Here is an 18,761-nt window from a genome sequence, read left to right on the forward strand (position 1 = left end):
CTGGATGTCATTGTGATTGATGCAATCGTTTTTTAGAAAGAGATTGTGCCGTTAATGAATCTCGAATTATGCAGATTATGTAATTACTTTAAATAAAAACCAAGATAATCTCGATAGTGAGGTTGAAAAACTATTCAGCCAAGGGATAAGCACTGGTTTTCAATAAATTGGCATAGCATAATGCCTCATGCCTTCTTGACCTAGAACCCTAAAATATGAACTGCCTGCGAATCACAAAATGACACTTTTTATAAATAAAGCTTGTTTACAATTTAACACTGATAACTTTGCGCTTTCTACATAAAGCAATAAACATCACAGAAAATAACTTTAGTTATTATACTTAGAAATCAGTCGAATAACTTACATTTTGATCTAAGTATTCTCAAAGAGAAAAAGTAGTAATCCTTCTGATGTTGGAATTTAGAAGCACATCGGACAATGAGGCATGAACACGAAAGATTTTAAAAAAGAGAAGGATTTGTAAAATGAAAAGTCTTTTAATTAAGTCCGCGATCGCTTCTGGTGTAGTTTTGTCTTTGGCTACTTTTACCCGTCCTGTAATGGCTACGTCTTTTACAATATCAATAGAAGACCCAACCGTACAAAATGCACAGTCATCAAACCTTGCTAATGCTCATGTACAAAATTTTGATGGACAAACACAAGGTTATAATGCAACAGGCTTTACATGGACTGATGCAGGAACAACTATTGGTAGCTATAAGAATACTCTGATCGAGAATGCAGACCAATATGGTGGTGCTGGTGGAACAGGCAAATATTTTGATGTCAATACGAATAGAGGTAGTAAAGAAACGGTTTCCACCCTCAATTTGACAACCGCACAAAAGTACTTTGGACTTTGGTGGTCTGCGGGAGATGCTAATAATGTAATGACATTTCTTTCACAAGGTAAAGTTGTACAAACTATGACCACTGCTAATGTGGTTAGTTATATCGCAAACCTATCAAATAAAGCCAGCTACTATAGTAATCCTAATTCGCCATTCAAAGGCCAAAATTCTGGAGAACCCTATGCGTTCATCAACTTCTATGATGTTGACGGAACTTTTGATCAGGTTCAATTCACCAATGTCGGCGGAACTGGTTTTGAATCAGATAATCACACAGTCGCCACTGACTACAAGAATATCACCGGTAATGTAGTTATTAAAGCAGTTCCTGAGTCTTCTTCTGTATTAGGAGTTTTTGTAATTGGTTTTGTGGGTGCTACTTCAGTTCTGACTCGTCGAGCCAAGAAAAACTTAGTCTTGGAATTGTCATAAGTAGATGCCTAAGCCAGGAAGTCTCCCTTCTGACTCGGCTACAAAACCAGGCTTCACGTTCGCGTAGCGCTGTAGGCAGGATTTCAAAACTTCCGATAACTATTCAGTTAAATACAGGTTAGGGCGAGCTTACTTACGGTAGGTTCGCCCTAATCCTTTGTTTAAGTCCGGTTATATAAATGCATTGGTAGGGGTAGAACAATACTTATCGGTGTCAACTTGAGCAATAACAAATGGAATTTGCGGAATTTACGGACATACAAACAAAGGCCACTTCTGAAGAATCGATATGATAGAAAAGTAGATAAAACTTAAAAAATATTTATCGAATGGTGCTTCAATCATCTGGCTTGTCCAAGGTCAAAGACTCATTAACACAAAAAATCTTCTTGGGTAATGAACCTAATGCAGAGTTAATTGCAATTCTCACCGTTTATTTTGTCCAAGGAATTTTAGGATTATCGCGTCTAGCCGTTAGCTTTTTCCTCAAAGATGAACTGCTGCTGAGTCCCGTTCAGGTGTCGGCACTGTTGGGAATCGTCTTCCTACCTTGGATGATCAAGCCGGTGTTTGGTTTCATCTCTGATGGCTTGCCTATATTTGGCTATCGTCGGCGTCCTTATTTGATTTTATCGGGGATACTGGGAACTGCTTCTTGGGCGAGTCTGGCCACAATAGTTCATACTAGCTGGGCAGCTACATTAGCGATCGCTCTTGGTTCTCTTAGTGTCGCCATGAGTGATGTCATAGTTGACTCGCTGGTTGTGGAACGAGCTAGAGGCGAATCCCAAGCAAAAGCCGGTTCATTACAATCTTTGTGCTGGGGTGCTTCTGCGATCGGAGGTTTAATAACAGCATACTTTAGCGGTCTGCTGCTGCAATACTTTACTACCCGTACTGTCTTTGGAATTACCGCCTTATTCCCTCTTATCGTCTCAGGGGTAGCTTGGTTAATTGCTGAGTCCCCCGTTAGCAAAGATGCTCAAGATAGTAATCACACCAACCCTTTACCAATCAAACATCAACTGAGGCAGCTACGCCAAGCCATTAGCCAAAAAACAATTTGGCTACCAACGGCGTTTATCTTCATCTGGCAAGCTACCCCAAATGCTGACTCAGCCTTTTTCTATTTCTCTACCAACGAACTCCACTTTGAACCAGAATTTCTGGGGCGGGTGCATTTGGTAACAAGTTTCGCTTCTCTAGCAGGTGTTTGGATTTTTCAACGTTTCCTCAAAAACATCCCTTTTCGCGTAATTTTTGCTTGGAGTACTGTTCTTTCCTCAATTTTGGGGATGACGATGCTGTTGTTAGTGACTCACACAAATAGGCGGTTAGGTATAGATGACCACTGGTTTAGTTTGGGTGATAGCCTGATTCTCACTGTGATGGGGAAAATTGTCTTTATGCAAGTGATGGTGCTAGCAGCAAGGCTTTGTCCCTCTGGTGTGGAAGCGACATTATTTGCCTTGTTAATGTCCATCTTTAATTCAGCAGGAACGATTTCCCATGCATTTGGGGCACTAATCACCTATTGGTTGGGCATCACTGCAACGAACTTTGAATCACTTTGGCTATTGGTGCTAATTACTAACCTCAGCACGCTGTTACCCCTACCATTTATCAACTGGCTACCGGCTGCTGAGGAAGAAACTGAGACAGCTAAAAATGGGGAACAAGCGTTTTTGCCAGATTTGATGTCTGAGTTGGTACTGAGAGAACCAGAGTCGAAAATAGTCGAATAATGTAATAAATTTCACGCCAATTCGAGCTAGTGCGTGGGCTGTGTTCGCGTTGTAGTAACTAGCGTAGTAAAGCTGCAAAGAAATTATTTTGAGCGGCTACCAATTTTTGTGAAAAATAATCAGAAAAAACAAAGTATATGCATTTGAAAAGTCAAGAAAGCCTAGTTACAGAAAAATCCTACACCCGTGCAGACTGGCAAGGAGGATATCAATCTCTCACCGAAGAGTTTGATTATTGGATTGATGATATAGAAGGGAAAATTCCCAAAGAATTACAAGGTACGCTGTTTAGAAATGGCCCTGGTTTGCTCGATGTGAATGGGCAACCTCTTCATCACCCGTTTGATGGGGATGGCATGATTAGCAAAATTACCATTACCAATGGTCGCGCCCATTTTCGCAATCGCTTTGTCCGCACAACTGGCTATTTGGCAGAACAAAAGGCGGGAAAAATTCTCTATCGCGGTACTTTTGGCACTCAAAAACCTGGCGGTTGGCTAGCTAATATTTTTAACTTTAAACTCAAAAATATCGCCAATACAAATGTTATCTATTGGGGTGGTAAACTGCTAGCCCTCTGGGAAGCGGCGGAACCATATCGCCTCGATCCTTATACTCTTGAAACGCTGGAAAATGAATATTTTAATGGTGCTTTATCAGCAGGTGAAGCTTTCGCTGCACATCCCCGCGTGGAAAAAAATTGTTACCAAGATGGGGGCGCACCTTGCCTGGTCAACTTCTCAATTAAGCCGGGATTATCTACCACAATTACTATTTTTGAGCTAAACCCAACAGGTGAAATTATCAGACAGCACGCTCATAGTGTTCCAGGTTTCTGTTTCATTCACAATTTTCTTATTACTCCCAATTACTGCATCTTTTTTCAAAATCCTGTCACCTTTAATCCCATACCTTTCGCTTTGGGAATACGTGCGGCAGGAGAATGTATCAAATTTCAGCCAAATCAGCCAACTCAAATTCTAATTATTCCTCGCTTCCCCAAAGAAGGGCAAGAAGAGATAAAATTTCTGGAAACTCAGTCTGGTTTTGTGTTCCACCATGTTAATGCTTTTGAGGTAGGAGACGAACTTTTGATTGACTCTATTTGTTACCAAAATTTGCCAGAAGTGGAACCCAAAAGCGATTTTCGACAAGTTGATTTTGAGGCGCTTTCACCTGGGCAACTTTGGCGATTTTGTCTGAATCTAAAGGATGGGACAGTCGGGCAGGAATTGATTGAGAGCCGATGTTGTGAATTTCCCAGTATACACCCGGCGAATGTGGGACGCCCTTATCGATATCTATATATAGGTGCGGCTGATGCAGAAACTGGTAATGCTCCCTTACAAGCATTGTTGAAAATTGATTTAGAGTCTGGAGAAAGACAAATTTGGAGTGCTGCACCCCGTGGTTTTGTCGGTGAACCAATTTTTGTCCCGCGCCCAGATTCCGAAAAAGAAGATGATGGTTGGGTATTAGCTTTGGTTTATGATGCTGCCCATCACCGCTCAGATTTGGTAATTTTAGATGCTAGTGATTTCTCTAAAGCGATCGCTCGCCTACATCTCAAGCATCATATCCCCTATGGTTTGCATGGAAGCTTTACTTCTGAGGTTTTTGGGGAAATTTGATCGCCTATTTGGGTGAAATCATTTTTTCGCTAGCAATGATATGCAAATCTATATTTTTGAGCAAGCGGACTAATTTTTGCGTCAAAGATCCTTTCAGGAGCATTTGCCAGCGCGATCGCTGACTCTCTCCGATTACAATTTGGGTGATCCGATATTTCTCGGCGACTTCAGCGATCGCATTCGCTACGTTACTGTTAGTAACATGAAGAAAAGTACCTTCAAACTCTTTACAGAGTTTCTCACAAGTATAAATGTGTAAGCTTTCCTCCTTGGTGAGGAAGCGTTCTGGATCGGCGACAAATAAGCTATAAAGTGGCGCGTTCATGTAGTTAGCTATTCTTGCACCCCGGCGTAACAACTGCACTGAGTTGGGATAAGTGGATATACATACCAAAACCCGCTCGTGAATATTACAGGATTGCCCATTGGGGATAGTAGCGATCGCATTTCCTTCCACATTGTCTGCCACTTCCCGCAAAGCCAATTCCCGCAAAGCAATCAGGTTACGGCGTTGGAAAAAATTATCAAGGGATTGTTGGATTTTTTCTGGTGCGTAAATCTTGCCTTCTAATAACCTTTCTTGCAATGTTTCCGGTGTAACATCTATTACCACTATTTCATCTGCTTCATCCAGAATTTTGTCAGGAACACGCTCACGGACTACCACGCCTGTAATTCTGGCTACTAAGTCATTAAGACTTTCCAAATGTTGCACATTCATTGTGGAGTAGACATCAATACCTGCGGCCAAAACGACTTCTACATCTTCGTAGCGTTTTTCGCGTGGGGAACCAGGAACATTGGTATGGGCAAGTTCATCGATTAGGGCTAATTGGGGCGATCGCTTTAAAATTGCATCTGTATCCATATCCGTTAGCATCAACTCACCGCGAGGATATTCCTTACGGGGTAAAATTTCCAGCCCCTCTCCCTTCTCAGATGTATCCTTGCGTCCGTGGGTTTCCAAAAGCCCAACAACGACATCAAGCCCTTCATGTTTAAGTGCGTGTCCCTCTTCCAGCATCCTGTAGGTTTTGCCTACTCCTGGAGCCATGCCAATAAATATTTTATGCTTGCCCCGCCGCTGTTTTGGATAAAGCGAATAACTTGCAGAATTTAAAGGTACAGTGCCAGCTGAACCAGTATTACTTTTATCTGACATTTGAAAATAGGGAGTGGGGAGTGGGGAGTAGGGAATAGGGATTGGGGTAAATGAAGGGACAAAGAGAATAATCCATGCCCAATGACAAATGACAAATGACAAATGCCCATTTACTGATTTTGCTGACGATTAAAATCTTGCAAGTCAAGAGCATAATTCAATCGGAGAACATTGACTCCTGGCTCGCCAAAAATCCATAAAAACCTGCCATCAGTATACCTATTAATTAAACGTAGGATTTCCTCTTCTTTTACTCCCCGCGCACTGGCAATCCGCGTCAATTGTTGCCGTGCTGCTTTGAAGGAAATATGGGGATCTAAACCAGAGCCAGAGGTATAAATCATATCAGCGATCGGTTGAAGATTTTCGTCTCGCAACTGATTTGCCTGTTCTAGAATCCGCTTGAGTAGTTCTGGATTGCTAGCAGCGAGATTGCTGGCTCCAGAGATGCCAGTTGGCTTGGCTTTTTTGCCTTGGCTATATCTAACAGTACTGGGACGGGGATGGAAATATCGCTCAGATGTGAACAACTGACCAATCAAAGCCGAACCAATTGGTTCCTTATTTAGATTCAGCATAATGCTGCCATTAGCTTGGTAGGGCAAAAAAACTTGACCGACTACAAGGATTATCAGAGGATAGATGATTGCAGTCAACAACCAAAGCATTAGAGTTATAAAAATTGCTCTAATAGTTTCTCGAATAATAGCCATAAAAGTTTTCCAATTGCTGCTAATATTTTATTTTTTACTGTCTTTAAGCCAAGCCCACAATTGTAATCAGTAAATCTATCAACTTAATGGCGATAAACGGCGCAATCACCCCACCTAAGCCATAAATTAAGATATTGCGTTGCAGTAGCTGATTAGCTCTCAGCGGCCTAAACCGCACACCCTTCAATGCCAATGGAATCAAAGCGGGAATAATCAAAGCATTATAAATCAGTGCTGATAGAACAGCAGAATTAGGGCTAGTCAAATTCATAATATTTAAGCTTTGCAAATTAGCAGCGACAAATATCACTGGGATAATCGCAAAGTATTTAGCAATATCATTAGCGATAGAAAATGTGGTCAATGCCCCGCGAGTAATCAACAATTGTTTGCCAATGCTAATTATATCGATCAGTTTTGTGGGATCGGAGTCCAAATCTACCATGTTGGCGGCTTCTTTTGCAGCTTGCGTCCCTGTATTCATGGCAACGCCAACATTAGCTTGGGCTAATGCTGGGGCATCATTAGTCCCATCTCCTGTCATGGCAACAAATTTACCTGTTGCTTGTTCCTTCTTAATGAAGCTGATTTTGTCTTCTGGTGTGGCTTCGGCGATAAAGTCATCAACTCCAGCTTCTTTGGCAATGACAGAAGCTGTAATCTGGTTGTCTCCAGTTACCATGATGGTATCTACTCCCATCCGTCGCAGTTGCTCAAAGCGATCGCGGATACCAGGTTTAACTATATCTTTAAGATAAATAACCCCATAGATTTCGTTATCTAGGCTGACTGCTAGGGGTGTACCTCCCAAGCGAGAAACTCGTTCGTAGGTAGCATCCAATTCTGGTGTATCGCGTCCGTTGCGGGAACGGACAAATCCTTTGATGGCTTCTACTGCTCCCTTTCTCGCCTCATATCCACCAGGCAAGTTTGTACCACTCATCCGTGTTTTAGCAGAAAAATCAACTGCTTCTGCCTGGTTGAAGTCGAAATCAAACCTTGCGCCTAACTTTTCTGCCAGTCGCGCAATAGATTTACCTTCTGGTGTATTGTCAAAGACACTAGCCGCCCAGGCAACATTAGCAATTTCTGACATTGAATGACCGTTGATGGGAATAAATTCTTCCGCCAAACGGTTGCCAAGGGTAATTGTACCTGTTTTATCGAGAACTAAAGTGTTGACATCTCCACAAGCTTCGACTGCTCGTCCTGAGGTGGCAATGACGTTAAATTGGGCAACTCGATCCATCCCAGCAATACCGATGGTACTTAGCAAGCCGCCAATGGTTGTAGGAATTAATGCTATTAATAGGGCAATTAAAACTGGCACGCTAACTGGACTGTTGACATAGTAAGCAAGTGCGGGCAGAGTTACCACGACTAACAAAAATACTAAGCTGAGAACTGCCAGCAATACTGTCAGAGCAATTTCATTAGGTGTTTTGCTGCGTTCTGCCCCTTCTACTAAGGCAATCATCCGGTCAATAAAGCCTTTACCTGGGTCATTAGTGATGCGAATAATTAGCTCATCTGAGATAATCCGCGTTCCACCAGTGACGGAACTGGCAACGTCGGAACCTGATTCTTTTAATACTGGTGCGGATTCCCCAGTAATTGCCGATTCATCCACTGAGGCGACACCCATGATTACTTCACCATCGGCGGGAATGATATCGCCAGCAATGACGTAGATGTTATCGCCTTGTTTAAGGCTGGTGGATGAAACTTCACTAATTATGCCGTCGGCAGCAATTTTTTTAGCGATTGTCTCTGATCTTGTTAATCGCAAGGCATCGGCTTGGGCTTTACCCCGCCCTTCTGCAATTGCTTCGGCAAAATTGGCAAACCAAACTGTAAAGAATAAAATCCCCGATAACAAGCCATTGAAAACTTGCGGGTTCTTTTGGAGGGCTGGGCCAAATAGGTTGGGATCAATTGTTAGCAATAGGATGATGATTGTCCCCACCCAAACTACAAACATCACTGGATTTTTGATTGCATACTTAGGGTTGAGCTTGACAAAAGCATCTTTTATTGCCCTTAAGTACAGCCACTTATTACTTGTTTTGGCCTTTTTACGTGTTTGGCGGCGATCGCCAGAACGAGGATTTGGCCGTCTAGCTTTGAAGTTAGTTGCCACTTGATTTATGAATAAAGTTAGAGAAGTAGAGACGCGATTAATCGCGTCTGTACAAGAGTTAGGAGTATTGCTGTCAAGCTAAATCTTGTATTCATTACGAGCCTTTGAACTCGGAAATTGAGCCTTTGAACTCGGAAATTGAGCCTCTGAACTCGGAAATTGAGCCTCTGAACTCGGAAATTGAGCCTCTGAACTCGGCACTTGAGCCTCTGAACTCGGAAATTGAGCCTCTGAACTCGGCACTTGAGCCTCTGAACTCGGCACTTGAGCCTCTGAACTCGGCACTTGAGCCTCTGAACTCGGAAGTTGAGCCTTTGAACTCGGAAATTGAGCCTCTGAACTCGGCACTTGAGCCTCTGAACTCTGAAGTCGAGCCTTTGAACTCGGCACTTGAGCCTCTGAACTCGGAATTTTCAAAATTCTAAAAGAACAAGCGAAGATTTTGTTTGAGAGAATATGAAATTTAAGCTACATATCACCTTGACAGGGCTAGAGTTAGGAATTATTACAATACTGCTCGGTTAAGTTTAAAAAAGCACTACTTGGTAGGTTGGGTTGAGGAACGTAGCAAGATCCCACAGGGTAAACCAACATTTTTAGGGCTTTATTGGGTTTCTTTCAACCCAAACTAAAAATCTTCTTAACCGAGAAGTATTGGGAGTTATTAAGAACTTCCAATAAAAAACAGATCCAATCTGTAGAGTGCGTTACGCGATCGCTAACACACCATATGAAACCTACGAAACCAGATAATTTATTTTTTAGTATTCTCTTAATATTCCAAACTTATAACTCATAACTCCTGTACAGACGCGATTAATCGCGTCTCTTTTGTCATAAATTTTCTAACTGCCAGATGCTAGTTTCATACCCTCGGCTATGGGGCCTAAAGCCAGAACGGGAAAGAAAGTCAATACTCCCAAAACCAATGTCACTCCAGCAGTGATACCAGTAAATACTAGAGAATCCGTTCTTAGAGTACCAGGGGTTTCAGGAACTGGTTGTTTGCGAGACATGCCGTCAGCTAACAGGAGGATGGCAATTATCGGAATGTAACGTCCTCCGATTAAGCTAACTATTGTACTCAAGTTCCACCATAGGGTGTTATCCTTCAACCCTTCTAAGCCGGAGCCATTATGTGCTGCTGCTGAGGCGTATTCATAAACTACTTGAGAAATACCGTGATAGCCAGTGTTACTAATTCCAGATAGGGAGATGGGATAGGCCAAGGCGATCGCACTGGGAATTAAAATTAGAATTGGGTGAATCAACAGCACAACGCTGACGAGGACGATTTCCCGCTTTTCAATTTTGCGTCCCAAAAACTCTGGGGTGCGCCCTGCCATTAGTCCGGTTAGGAATACTGTGAGAATTAAATAAATAAATAAGTAAGCTGTTCCAGTTCCTTGGCCACCCCAGATAACCTGAATAAACAAGTTGAAGAGTGTTGCAAATATTCCTTGCGGCATTAAAGAATCGTGCATTCCATTCACTGCACCAGACATAGTAGCGGTAGTCATAACTGCCCAAAATGCCGTTTGTGCCCAGCCAAATCGAACTTCTTTACCCTCTAAATTGGGCTGATCTAATCCAAAGGCATTATTAACAAGGGGATTACCTTGCAGTTCTCCTATGGCTGCCACTCCCACCAGAACTACAAAAATCACAAACACCATCCAGAAAAGTAGCCAAGCTTGTCTGATGTTGTTAGCAAATATACCGTAACTGTAAATCAAGGCTGCTGGTATAGAAATCATGGCGATCATTTCTATCAAGTTAGAAGCACCATTGGGATTTTCAAAAGGATGCGCTGAGTTTACGCCAAAAAAGCCTCCGCCGTTCTCGCCCAAAAGTTTGATCATTTCAAAGGATGCCACTGGGCCTCTGGCAATATATTGCGTTCCACCTTCTAAGGTTCTTAGATCCAGAGTCTCTTTTAATGTCTGTGGTACACCTGTTACAAGTAAAGCGATCGCTCCAATAATCGAAATTGGCAGCAAAATTCGCGTAATTCCACGGACAAGATCGACGTAAAAGTTTCCCAACTTTCTACCCGTCAACCCGCGAATAAAAGCAATTCCCACGGCTAAACCGGTGGCTGCGGAGGTGAACATCAAAAAGCCTAAAGCCGCTACTTGGCTAAAATAGCTTAAAGTTGTCTCACCAGCATAGTGTTGCTGGTCGGTATTCGTCACAAAGGAAATGGTTGTGTGCAGTAATACATCCCATTTGATAGCACCAAAGCCGTTAGGATTCCAGGGCAAGAGTCTCTGAAAATATATCAGTAAATAGACTGAAATACCCATTATTAAGTTAGTAAAAATTACAGATCGAATATACTGCAAACCCGTCATATCATCTTTCCTGCGGACACCCGCTAGTACGAACATACTTCGCTCTATCGGGTTCATTAAAAAATCAAGCAGTGTTCTTTCTCCCAAAAAGACACGCGCTATGTATTTACCCAGAAACGGAGTGATTGCTATGACAATACACAGCGTTAAGCCAATTTGCAAAAAACCTTGTCCCATATATTTCGCGCTCAATTAAATTTAAGTGCTAGCAAGCGAATTCTTAGAAATAACAGATTAACTGTTGAGGTATTTGATTTCGAGGAATTTGGTGATATCTCATGTCACCGTCATTTTTAAATCTAGATTTAGTCTTTTCAGTTATTACTATCCAGATACTTATTAAATTTATTGTTAAGAATATTTAATTTTTTGTTCTTAATTCATCTATAGTTATCCGATTTGATTTTTGAACAAAATTAGGTATTTGTAGAGTGCATAGCTGCGGAAGTACGGCACCAAACCCTTAAGAATGGTGCTGTACTCTCACAGCTATAGACCCTACTAGTTAGGATTATTTGTTTATACAATAGATTATCGAAGTTTGCTACTTTCAAAGAATATAAATATCCCAGATAATTTTATTAAAGGGATTACGGATTGGGACGGTTGTGGTAAATACTCCACCCATTCTGGGTAACTACTTAGTACCGCAGAGCAGAAGTCAAAAGGAGCTAGTCGCCATTTTTGCATCTGGACAATATAGAATTTTCGGATTAATGCCCAAGTTAACATTTGCAGATATAGATTGCAGATAAATCATAATCGCTGAATTAATTAATTGTAAAGATTGTAGGATAACGATTTTTTAGTAAATGAGAAATGAAGATATTAAATCGATTAGTGGCTATGAAAGAAGCTATAAACGAGCGTGGGGAGACTTATGGGCTAATAGCGATCGCCTTTGCGATCGTGATAGTCTTGGAATATTTAACACCACCTGAGTACGTATTTGGCTACCTCTATACAGGGACGATTTTGTTAGCAGATTCACGATTGAATCGTGGTGCTGTATTGGGGATCACTCTTGCAGCTACAGGATTAACATTATTGAATTTGTTTATTCCTGGAAGAGAAATAGTTCATCTCCCAACGTTGGCAAATAGGCTGATTGCAGTTTTGGCTTTGGTGGTAACGGGTTGGTTAAGCGATCGCAACCACCGCAATGAAGAAGCGATCGCTTATACGCAAGCACAATTACTCTCCCAAGAACAACTAGCTACCATGCGGGAAGATTTTGTTTCTACCCTAACGCATGATTTGAAAACACCCCTATTAGGAGCAATTGAAACGCTGAAATATTTGCAAAATGAGCAATTTGGTGAAATCACGCCAATGCAAGCAAAAGTCTTACAAACAATGGCTCGTAGTCATCGGAGTACACTGCAATTAGTCCAAACGCTTTTAGATGTATACCGCAATGACACCGAAGGGCTGAAACTACAGTTATCACCTGTTAATTTGGCAACTGTGGCGGAGGAGGTAATCGCTACCTTGACTGAATTAGCGAAAACACGCCAGGTTTATATTTCTCTCCACTATGGCGAATCAGATTTTCGCAGCTTTCTTTGGGTCAACGGCGATCCTTTGCAACTGGGGCGAGTTTTCACTAATCTCCTGAGTAATGGTATAAACCATACCCCTCGTGGCGGTAAAGTAGAAATAGTACTTGAAAGTTATTCTAGCGATCAAGTAGTAAAAGTACTCGATACTGGTTCCGGCATTACCGAAGAAGAGTTACCCCACTTGTTTGAAAGGTTTTATCAAGGACATAGCGATCGTCACGTTTCAGGATCTGGACTAGGGCTTTATTTGACCAGGCAAATTATTACCGCTCATGGGGGTACAATTTGGGCAGAGAATCGCTCACCACGAGGCGCGCTGTTTGGTTTCCGCCTCCCAGCTTGTCCAACACCGGGGAGATGAGGGGCAGGGGGCAGGGGGCAGGGGGCAGGGGAGAATAAGAACTCCAAACTCCAAACTCCAAACTCCTAACTCCAAACTCCTAACTAATGACTAATGACCAATGACTAATAATAAATGACGAAAATCTTACTCGTTGAAGATGATGAATTATTTCGGCTTGGTCTGCGGATGCGGTTGCAACAAGAAACCACTTTGGAGATTGTCGCAGAGGCAGAAGATGGAGAACAAGCTGTAGAATTAGCAAATCGCTATCCCCTGGATTTGGTCTTGCTGGATATAGGTTTACCGGGGATTGGCGGGATTGAGGCTTGTCGCCAAATCAAGCAGAAGCACCCAACTTTACCAATTCTTGTTTTAACCTCTCGTTCTGAAAAACCCCTGATTTCGCGGCTAATTGCCGCCGGGGCCCAAGGTTACTGCCTCAAAGGTATTCCGGCTGAGTCTCTGATATTAGCAGTGCGATCGGTTGCAGCAGGGGCTTCTTGGTGGGATCAAACCGCAACAACAGAAATTAGAGCAGCTTTTGAGGGCAATTCTACTGTGGTGCTGCCTGCAAAAACTGAGGAATCCTTAGAAAATCCCCTAACCAAGCGGGAGCAAGAAATTTTGGCACTCGTGGCAACTGGCAAAAGTAATCAAGAAATTGCTGAAATTCTCTACATTGCCCCTGGTACAGTGCGGGTTCATGTCCATACTATTTTGCAGAAATTAGAAGTACGCGATCGCACTCAAGCCGCAGTTTTAGCTATCCAAAAAGGATTGGTAGCACCAGAACTGTTAATTAAATAGATTAAAATTCAATCTTAAATACGTTTGTAGTGTTCGCGTAGCGTCTCGTAGAGAGGACTTTAGTCCTCAAATATTCAAGCACACTTTGTGCTTACTACAAACCTATCAATGCCCTATTTTAGGTAAACCAGATTTCTCAATCTTTTAGCTTAAGAAAATCACATAATATTTAATGGGTCTACATCAATTGTCAAGCTAACAGACGAAGGACAAAGTGATCGCACTTCTTCCCAATCTGGCAATTGTGGTAATGCATCGGGAGCAAATTTAATCAATATCTGCCAGCGATAACGATTAGCTACCCGCAAAATACTTGCTGGTGCTGGGCCTAATATCTCGAATTCTTCCTCTGTACTCAAGGTTGTGGCAATTATTTGCGCGGTATTTTGTACCTGAATAGGATCGAGACTACTTAAGCGCAATAAAATCAACCGCCCGTAAGGAGGATAATTGAGGGCTTGGCGTTGTTCTAATTCAGCTTGACAGAAAGAGTGATAATCGTGCGATCGCACTGCTGCAATTACCTGATGCTCTGTAGTATAAGTTTGTACGATCACCCTCCCCGGATCATCGCCTCTACCAGCACGTCCAGCGACTTGAGTCAAGGTTTGAAATGCCCGTTCACTGGCGCGATAATCTGATAAATTTAGCAATCCATCGGCAGCAACAACGCCCACAAGTGTCACTTGGGGTAAATCCAATCCTTTGGTGAGCATTTGCGTACCTACTAATAAATCTGCTTCGCCGTTGGCAAATTGGGTGAGTAGGGTACGGTGTGAGCCTTTATTGCGGGTGGTATCGCTATCAAAACGAATCAAGCGTAACTCTGGGAATTGTCGCGCTAGTTCCTGCGTTACTCGCTGAGTACCGCTACCGAAAAATTTCAGGTAAGGGGAACTACAATCGGGGCAAAATTTGGGGTGCGATCGCGCATAATTACAATAATGGCAGCGCAATAATTCCGGTGCTTTTTCTTCGGTGTGGTGATACGCTAACGACACGTCACAGTAGGGACATTCCAATACATATCCACAACTGCGGCAAGATACAAAGGTACTGTGTCCCCGCCGATGAATAAATAAAATTCCCTGTTGTTTTCTCTCTTGCAACTCTTGCAAAGCTTCTTGCAGCGATCTACTAAATATAGAACGATTTCCCTGCTGCAACTCTTGCCGCATATCGACTATTTCCACCGGCGGTAGAGGCCGAGAGTTAATCCGTTCGGGCAAACTTAAGTAATAACTCCTGCCTTCTAACTTTTGATTTAGGAGTGATGAATTAAGATTTATTTCTTGTCCCCCCTCTCCGCAAGCAGAGAGGGGGCTAGGCGGTGAGGTTCCCACGCTTACCCAACTTTCCAACGAAGGGGTAGCGGAACCCAACACCAAGGGGCAATTTTCTAATTCGGCTCGCCACTGGGCGACAGTACGCGCATGGTAGGTGGGTATGGGAGAATCTTGCTTAAAGCTGCTGTCGTGTTCTTCATCTAAAATAATTAAACCCAGATTGGGCAAAGGGGCGAAAACGGCACTGCGCGTACCAATAACAACTTGGGGTTCTCCTGTAAGCATTTGCCGCCAAGTGTCGTAACGTTCACCATCGGAGAGGGCGCTGTGATAGACGCTGACTTTATTACCAAAACGGGCGCGAAAACGATCGGTTAGCTGGGGTGTTAGTCCAATTTCTGGGACTAAAACAAGGGCAGATTTGCCTTGGTTGAGTAAAGGGGCGATCGCTTGCAAATATACTTCTGTTTTTCCTGAACCTGTCACCCCATGCAATAAAACTTCAGCAAACCCATCTAGTGTCTGAATTGTTTCTAAGGCGCTAGCTTGAGCAACAGTTAAAGATTTAGCCCCATCGCTTACTAATGCTGGCCCCTGTTCGGTTCGCAATACTTCCCGTTCTTCGATGACGATGTAACCCTTTTGTGTCAACGTCTTGAGGATAGAAGAACTAGCATTACAAATTTGTAGTAATTCATTTTGCCACAACTCACCACCATGCCGCCGCAGCACTTCCAAAATCTCTCTTTGGCGAGTAGTTAAGTCGTGGTCAATTGTACCTGTAAGTGTGACTGCTTTTTGCAGCTTTGGTCGAGTTAGTCGTGGCGGTTCTAAATAGCTTTCTACTAAACCAAATCGCAGTAACTCCCGAATTCCCCGATAGGCAGATTTAACTTTTTGTTGGATGTAGACAAAACTGTAGTCTCCCGCCGGTTGCGTTTGTAAAAGTTCCCAAACTTGCCGCGCAGTTGGAGTCAAAAAAGCTAAAGGATCGGGAGATGCCAGTAAATAACGACTCCCCCCTGCCCCCTGCCCCCTGCCCCCTTCCTCCTTCCCCCTGCCTCCAACAAGACGGATACGACGCTGCGATCGCCCCAGTAACCCTGGTGGCAGAGCAACCCGGATTACTTGAATTAGGGGCGTATAGTAATATGCAGCGACTCGATTGAGTAATTCCCAATAAGCACTTGGGAAAAATCCCACGCTGACAATATCTTCTACTTCCCGGATTTTTTCTGGTGGTAAATCGACATTTGGTTGTGCCAGTAACCGAATTGCGATCGCTCCTAATTGTTGTGCCCCAAATGGCACGCTCAAAATATCCCCTGGTTTTATTTCTAACTGGGCTGGCAATCGATAAGTAAATAGTCCTGTACTTCCGGGACAGTCTACCAGTACTTCAACCCACCTATTAACAGTTATACCTGACTGGTATGATTGACTAGGTTCAGATACTAATAAAGGAGATAATTTTACGTCATTAATATACATATTTTCTGACTTTATAGTTAGATATTTACCTCACATAGCTGGTCAAAAATAACCTAGCTTAATTAAGTCTAATTTTTTATTTTGTTAGACTTAAATGGTATTTGCCAATACTGTTATCCTTCATAATACTTGATAAGTTTCCTCTTATGTAATCTACTAGACAAATTCGTATCAACTATACATGCAATAAATATTTGGTACCCACTATACAAATAAAAGCATGTCAGCCCTTCCTGCAACAGTTGCTCCATCTACTAAATAGGGAGTAGCCTTTTTCCGCCTATCGATAGATATTCAACCCTTTCTGTATATGAGATGCTTTTATACAAATAAGAATATCTTGAAATTAAACTACCATTATTATAATTTCTCTCATCTGGGTAAATTGAAATTAGGAATGCATAACTCCAACACCAAGGTTTTAATTTATCCAGTGATTTCCAACGAATAAACATTAAAAATATTTATAAAGATATATGAAAGTTTAAGATATTTGGAAGGTTAGCTGAGATTTCTATGTTTGTTAAGGTTGAGAAAGTTTGAGGGGGTTTGACATATTTGGTAATTAAGAAAAAAATGAAGAATATAATCAGTTGAGAGCCTGAGAAGAAAGTTTTGTTGGGTGCGAAGGCCAGTTTAGTTATAGGTTGTATCTAACTGTAACGTATATGTGTTAGGTAGATGCCGATTTTCATTCCTGAAGAAAAATTAGCATAAGCCTGAATTTAGCTATATAAACGGGTGCATTCGTCCCTTAGGGAAAACTACCAAGCCTCAAAGGAGTAGCTGTAACTAAATTATGTACCAAACAAAGCAACAATCCCTAAAGGAAACTATGAATATTGTTGAATTAGGAGAAATGGAAATACTGGAGAATACTGCTGATATTGAAGAACCATTACTCGATATTTTAGAAGCAGTGGCGGATGAAGAGCCTCCAATTGTAGTAGAAAATCTGGAATCAGACGAACGCGACGGGGATGATATGGCTGCGGCCCGTCCTTCGGGATACAATAAAACCGAGCATGATGATGCCGTCGGCGCGTTTTTTAAAGAGATGGCGCGTTATCCACTTCTAAAAGCTGATGAAGAGGTAGAGTTAGCGCGGCGAGTTAGGTTTCTAGAAGAAGTTAGGGAATTACAAGCAGCCTTAGAATTAAAACTCGGACAGGAACCTACTAAGGTAGAGGTGGCTTCCGAGCTAGAAATGACGGAAAAGCAATTAGAAAATCGCTTGTATCAAGGTAGAGTAGCGAAACGCAAAATGATTCGCTCGAATCTGAGATTGGTAGTTTCTATTGCTAAACGATACCTGAATCGGGGAGTGCCTTTCCTGGATTTAATTCAAGAAGGAGCAATGGGTTTAAATCGCGCTACAGAAAAGTTCGATCCAGATAAAGGATATAAGTTTTCTACTTACGCCTATTGGTGGATTAGACAAGCGATTACTAGAGCTATAGCTAACGATGCACGGACAATCCGGCTACCTATTCATATTGTTGAAAAGCTTAACAAGCTGAAAAAAGCACAACGAGAACTCAAGCAAAAACTTTGCCGCAATCCTACCGAAGGAGAAATGGCAGAAGCTTTAGAAATTACTGTGCAACAACTACGTCAGCTACAACAGCTACGCCGTCAAGCACTTTCTCTCAACCACCGTGTCGGTAAAGAAGAAGACACAGAATTGATGGATTTGCTAGAAGATGAAGATAACTTGTCTCCAGAAGCAAAAATGAATGAAAACATGATGCGTCAGGAGATTTGGGAAGTCTTGGGTGACGTGTTAACTCCACGGGAGAAAGATGTGATTTCTCTACGCTATGGTTTGACAACCAGCGAACCCTGTACGTTAGAAGAAGTTGGTAACATGTTCAATCTTTCTCGTGAGCGAGTGCGACAAATTCAAAGCAAAGCCATGCGAAAATTGCGCCGTCCCCACATAGCCAAACGTTTAAAAGGTTGGTTGATTTAATTGCATATACGAAGCTAGATTAGCTTCCTTAACGAACATGGATCAAATAAAGTGCAAAACTTTAAGTCTAGTAGGGTGCGTTGCGCTACGCGATTACGCACCATCCTAGATTTTAGGTGCGTTAGGACAAATGCCCGTAACACACCTTAAAAAACTTGCTCTTTATTAAATCCAGATGCGTAACGAATTAGTGTGAGCTTGTATCTCGCAAATTTCAAAAACAGGGCGTTTTGTACCTTTTTTCGGTTTTTATTTAATCATTAGTC

The 18,761-nt window shown here is 42.2% G+C and carries 12 protein-coding genes; 6 read left to right on the top strand and 6 right to left on the bottom strand.

From position 1 onward, the window contains the following. Nucleotides 1-488 precede the first annotated feature (488 nt). The 3 genes from V7K25_RS09045 (at nt 489) to V7K25_RS09055 (ending at nt 4,665) form a co-directional block, all read left to right on the top strand. The gene (locus V7K25_RS09045) at nt 489-1,289 is read left to right on the top strand and encodes an Npun_F0296 family exosortase-dependent surface protein (protein WP_335157073.1); all 801 of its coding nucleotides are present in this window, start codon (nt 489-491) and stop codon (nt 1,287-1,289) included. 329 nt (nt 1,290-1,618) lie between these two features. Further along, on the top strand, nt 1,619-3,034 hold the full coding sequence (locus V7K25_RS09050; protein WP_335157075.1) for a folate/biopterin family MFS transporter: 1,416 nt from the start codon (nt 1,619-1,621) through the stop codon (nt 3,032-3,034). Between the two features lie 137 nt (nt 3,035-3,171). Further along, on the top strand, nt 3,172-4,665 hold the full coding sequence (locus V7K25_RS09055) for a carotenoid oxygenase family protein (protein WP_335157077.1): 1,494 nt from the start codon (nt 3,172-3,174) through the stop codon (nt 4,663-4,665). Between the two features lie 4 nt (nt 4,666-4,669). Here the strand turns inward: V7K25_RS09055 and V7K25_RS09060 are convergent, their stop codons facing one another. The 5 genes from V7K25_RS09060 to kdpA all read right to left on the bottom strand — a co-directional run bounded on the left by V7K25_RS09060 (nt 4,670) and on the right by kdpA (nt 11,211). Next, complete coding sequence (locus V7K25_RS09060; RefSeq protein ID WP_335157079.1) at nt 4,670-5,827, bottom strand: universal stress protein; 1,158 nt, start codon at nt 5,825-5,827, stop codon at nt 4,670-4,672. A 110-nt stretch (nt 5,828-5,937) separates the two neighbouring features. Beyond that, a complete protein-coding gene (kdpC, locus tag V7K25_RS09065; protein ID WP_335157081.1) occupies nt 5,938-6,540 on the bottom strand; it encodes a K(+)-transporting ATPase subunit C in 603 nt (200 codons plus the stop codon). 43 nt (nt 6,541-6,583) lie between these two features. After that, nucleotides 6,584-8,689, bottom strand: a complete 2,106-nt coding sequence (gene kdpB / locus V7K25_RS09070) for a potassium-transporting ATPase subunit KdpB (protein WP_335157201.1) — start codon at nt 8,687-8,689, stop codon at nt 6,584-6,586. Nucleotides 8,690-8,758: 69 nt separating this feature from the next. Beyond that, entirely contained in the window at nt 8,759-9,097 is a 339-nt protein-coding gene (locus tag V7K25_RS09075; RefSeq protein ID WP_335157083.1) for a hypothetical protein, read from the bottom strand. Between the two features lie 428 nt (nt 9,098-9,525). Next, nucleotides 9,526-11,211, bottom strand: coding sequence for a potassium-transporting ATPase subunit KdpA (gene kdpA, locus V7K25_RS09080; protein ID WP_335157085.1), 1,686 nt, complete (start codon nt 11,209-11,211; stop codon nt 9,526-9,528). Nucleotides 11,212-11,853: 642 nt separating this feature from the next. Between kdpA and V7K25_RS09085 the strand changes: the two genes are divergently transcribed. Beyond that, nucleotides 11,854-12,957, top strand: a complete 1,104-nt coding sequence (locus tag V7K25_RS09085; RefSeq protein WP_335157087.1) for a sensor histidine kinase — start codon at nt 11,854-11,856, stop codon at nt 12,955-12,957. 114 nt (nt 12,958-13,071) lie between these two features. Beyond that, nucleotides 13,072-13,746 (top strand): response regulator transcription factor, encoded by a 675-nt coding sequence (locus V7K25_RS09090; RefSeq protein WP_335157089.1) that lies wholly within the window; start codon nt 13,072-13,074, stop codon nt 13,744-13,746. A gap of 158 nt (nt 13,747-13,904) precedes the next feature. On the opposite strand, the gene priA is transcribed toward V7K25_RS09090, so the two are convergent. Continuing rightward, a complete protein-coding gene (gene priA / locus V7K25_RS09095; protein WP_335157091.1) occupies nt 13,905-16,523 on the bottom strand; it encodes a primosomal protein N' in 2,619 nt (872 codons plus the stop codon). Between the two features lie 799 nt (nt 16,524-17,322). Here priA and V7K25_RS09100 point away from each other — a divergent pair. Beyond that, nucleotides 17,323-18,495 carry an RpoD/SigA family RNA polymerase sigma factor gene (locus tag V7K25_RS09100; protein ID WP_335157093.1) on the top strand — a complete coding sequence of 391 codons (1,173 nt, stop codon included), beginning with the start codon at nt 17,323-17,325 and terminating at the stop codon, nt 18,493-18,495. Nucleotides 18,496-18,761: the final 266 nt, after the last annotated feature.

The organism is Nostoc sp., assembly GCF_036919495.1.
In the GTDB taxonomy this organism is placed as follows: domain Bacteria; phylum Cyanobacteriota; class Cyanobacteriia; order Cyanobacteriales; family Nostocaceae; genus Nostoc.